This window comes from Candidatus Sororendozoicomonas aggregata, assembly GCF_031528575.1.
GTDB classification, from domain to species: Bacteria; Pseudomonadota; Gammaproteobacteria; order Pseudomonadales; family Endozoicomonadaceae; genus Endonucleibacter; species Endonucleibacter aggregata.
Window position 1 is genome coordinate 1 of record NZ_JAVLSP010000180.1, and the last position, 2,485, is coordinate 2,485.

General features: G+C 47.2%; 3 protein-coding genes and 1 pseudogene. 3 read left to right on the plus strand and 1 reads right to left on the minus strand.

Going from position 1 to position 2,485, the window contains the following annotated elements; genetic code table 11:
* Positions 1–625 precede the first annotated feature (625 nt).
* Positions 626–865: pseudogene (locus tag V4C51_RS18125) on the plus strand (C2H2-type zinc finger protein); the annotation flags it as partial.
* A gap of 168 nt (positions 866–1,033) precedes the next feature.
* Positions 1,034–1,384 carry a hypothetical protein gene (locus V4C51_RS17550; protein WP_330927469.1) on the plus strand — a complete coding sequence of 117 codons (351 nt, stop codon included), beginning with the start codon at positions 1,034–1,036 and terminating at the stop codon, positions 1,382–1,384.
* Positions 1,385–1,511: 127 nt separating this feature from the next.
* On the opposite strand, the gene V4C51_RS17555 is transcribed toward V4C51_RS17550, so the two are convergent.
* Positions 1,512–1,685, minus strand: a complete 174-nt coding sequence (locus tag V4C51_RS17555) for a hypothetical protein (RefSeq protein WP_330925793.1) — start codon at positions 1,683–1,685, stop codon at positions 1,512–1,514.
* 267 nt (positions 1,686–1,952) lie between these two features.
* Between V4C51_RS17555 and V4C51_RS17560 the strand changes: the two genes are divergently transcribed.
* Positions 1,953–2,485: C2H2-type zinc finger protein (locus V4C51_RS17560; RefSeq protein WP_330927470.1), on the plus strand; the 533-nt coding region annotated here is incomplete at its 3' end.

Sequence of the window (2,485 nt, forward strand, 5' to 3'; positions counted from 1 at the left end):
TTTGCTTAAATAGGTCAACTATTCGCACAAATTGATCGAAAATTCTGACTCGCCCTACTGAATTTTATGCTCGAAAGCATAAGTCCGACAGGCTCCCAGTGCAGCGTATACCTTACCAGTAGTGGTATACGCCTTATTCGACAACCTGCTCTACCTTTCGGATTGTTGAGATACACGGGCAGAAAGCGGAGGTATTTTACTTTTCCTGTCAGGAAGCGTAATCTCTGGAAACGCCTGACAGATAGAGAGTACAACAAATGGCTTGCTTTGCAAGCCTCGCCTACATCTCCGCACAGAGAGGCTGTCGCGAAACGCTGAAATACACCCCGCACCGTCATCCTGTACAGGGAATGTACAGGAACCACACGCTATGGAAGGCACTCTAACCGCACGCGTCATGCGGGTTTAGCGATTCACGTCCTTGTAGCATAGATTTCTTGCAATCCCTGTACGGGATGACGACGGAGAAAATTAAGCGTTTCGCGACACCCTCTAGAAGTACGGAAATACAGCGGCACTCCCCGGAATTTCCCCCCTGCCACAAACTCAAAAAAGCGGCGGGCAAAGGGTCTCATAAACTACACTTTACTGAGGCTGACCTTGTTTAACAAAACACGGAGTATGTATGCCAGTTTATCCCTGTGATCAATGTGATAAGGTTTTTTTTGCACCAATAAAATTAAAACAGCATAAACGAGCTCATACCGGAGAAAAGCCCTTCACATGTGATGTCTGTAAACGAAGTTTTTCCTTAATGTGTAATCTCACTACCCACCTGCGAATCCATACCGGGGAAAAGCCCTTTTCATGTGATGTCTGTGGTAGAGGCTTTAACAAAAACGGTAACCTAAATGCACACCGACGGATCCATACCAATGAAAAATCCTTTGTCTGTACTACCTGTGATAAAAGTTTTAGAACTAAAGCTCATCTCGAGTATCACCAGAAAGCACATCTCAGAGGGGGTGGACGTTTTGATTGCCCTGTCTGCGATTCAAAGTGGTTCAGGCTTGAGAGGACCTACGAGAAACACATGAGCGAAAAACACCCTGACTACCGCAAGCCTGAATTGGTCACTAGTACACAGCAACTTGAAGGTATTGGCCCGGTCCACTCCGTCACCCACAGATCAGTGGCAGAAACGACGGGTGACGTCACTTATGTGTCACAGGTAGCGTCCCGTGTTGGAAGCGCCGTTCTTACCCGAACAGAAACAGCCACGGCAACAATAGCAACCGTTTCACAAAGCTCGGGATTTTCTTGTGCAGTGGTTCAACCATTAAACACTGCCGACCCCGGAAGTGTATCCACGGATTACAACGAATTAATGGGGGAAGACTTGGAAGCCCTTGCTTCATGGCGAACAGAACCCCTCACGTTTTGATTAGTCTTCCCTGCGCGCGGGCTTCTATGGAATTTTTCCAGGGAGCATCGTACTGGTGCGTACGATCGACCAGACAAAACTACCACAGAGCCAGCGAGACCAGGAGCATGATGGTGAAATATTGGAATCAAGAGGCTTTTAACTCAGAAATATAGGCGCCGTCTAATGGCGGAAACGTCGCATGGGGATGCTCAGGTAAATAGTCATTGGAATAACAAGTCCGCGTGTTAATGGTTTCATCAGTAATTGTCAGCTGCCGTGCATAAAGACCGAGTTTTTCCCAGTCTCTGTCAACATTCACCAAATCTCTGGAGAAGTATGGCAGGCACTCTAACCGCACGCGTCATGCGGGTTTAGTGATTCACGTCCTTGTGGCATAGATCCCTTACAATCCCTGTACGGGATGAAGACGGAGAAAATTAAGCGTTTCGCGACACCCTCTAGAAGTACGGAAATACAGCGGCACTCCCCGGCCCCCCTGCCACAAACTCAAAAAAGCGGCGGGCAAAGGGTCTCATAAACTACACTTTACTGAGGCTGACCTTGTTTAACAAAACACGGAGTATGTATGCCAGTTTATCCCTGTGATCAATGTGATAAGGTTTTTTTTGCACCAATAAGATTAGAAGAGCATAAACGAACTCATACCGGAGTAAAACCCTTCAAGTGTGATGTCTGTCAACAACGTTTTGCCCAATCGTCTACCCTCACTAAACATATGCGAACCCATACCGGGGAAAAGCCCTTTTCATGTGATATCTGTGGTAAGCGCTTTACGACAAGCAGTAACCGAAATTCACACCGGCAGAGCCATACCAATGAAAAGCCCTTTGTCTGTCCTACCTGTGGTAAAAGTTTTAGAACTAAAGGTAATCTCGGGCAACACCTGGATGCACATCTCAGAGGGAGTGGACGTTTTGATTGCCCTGTCTGTGATTCAAAGTTTTTCAGGTTTGAGAGGACCTACGAGAAACACATGAGCGAAAAACACCCTGACTACCGCAAGCCTGAATTGATCACTAGTACACAGCAACTTGAAGGTATTGGCCCGGTCCACTCTGTCACCCACAGATCAGTGGCAGAAACGACGGGTGACGTCAC

Excerpts from the sequence above, each read along its gene's own strand:
- V4C51_RS17550 (WP_330927469.1), top strand. The coding sequence starts at position 1,034 with ATGAGCGAAAAACACCCTGACTACCGCAAGCCTGAATTGGTCACTAGT.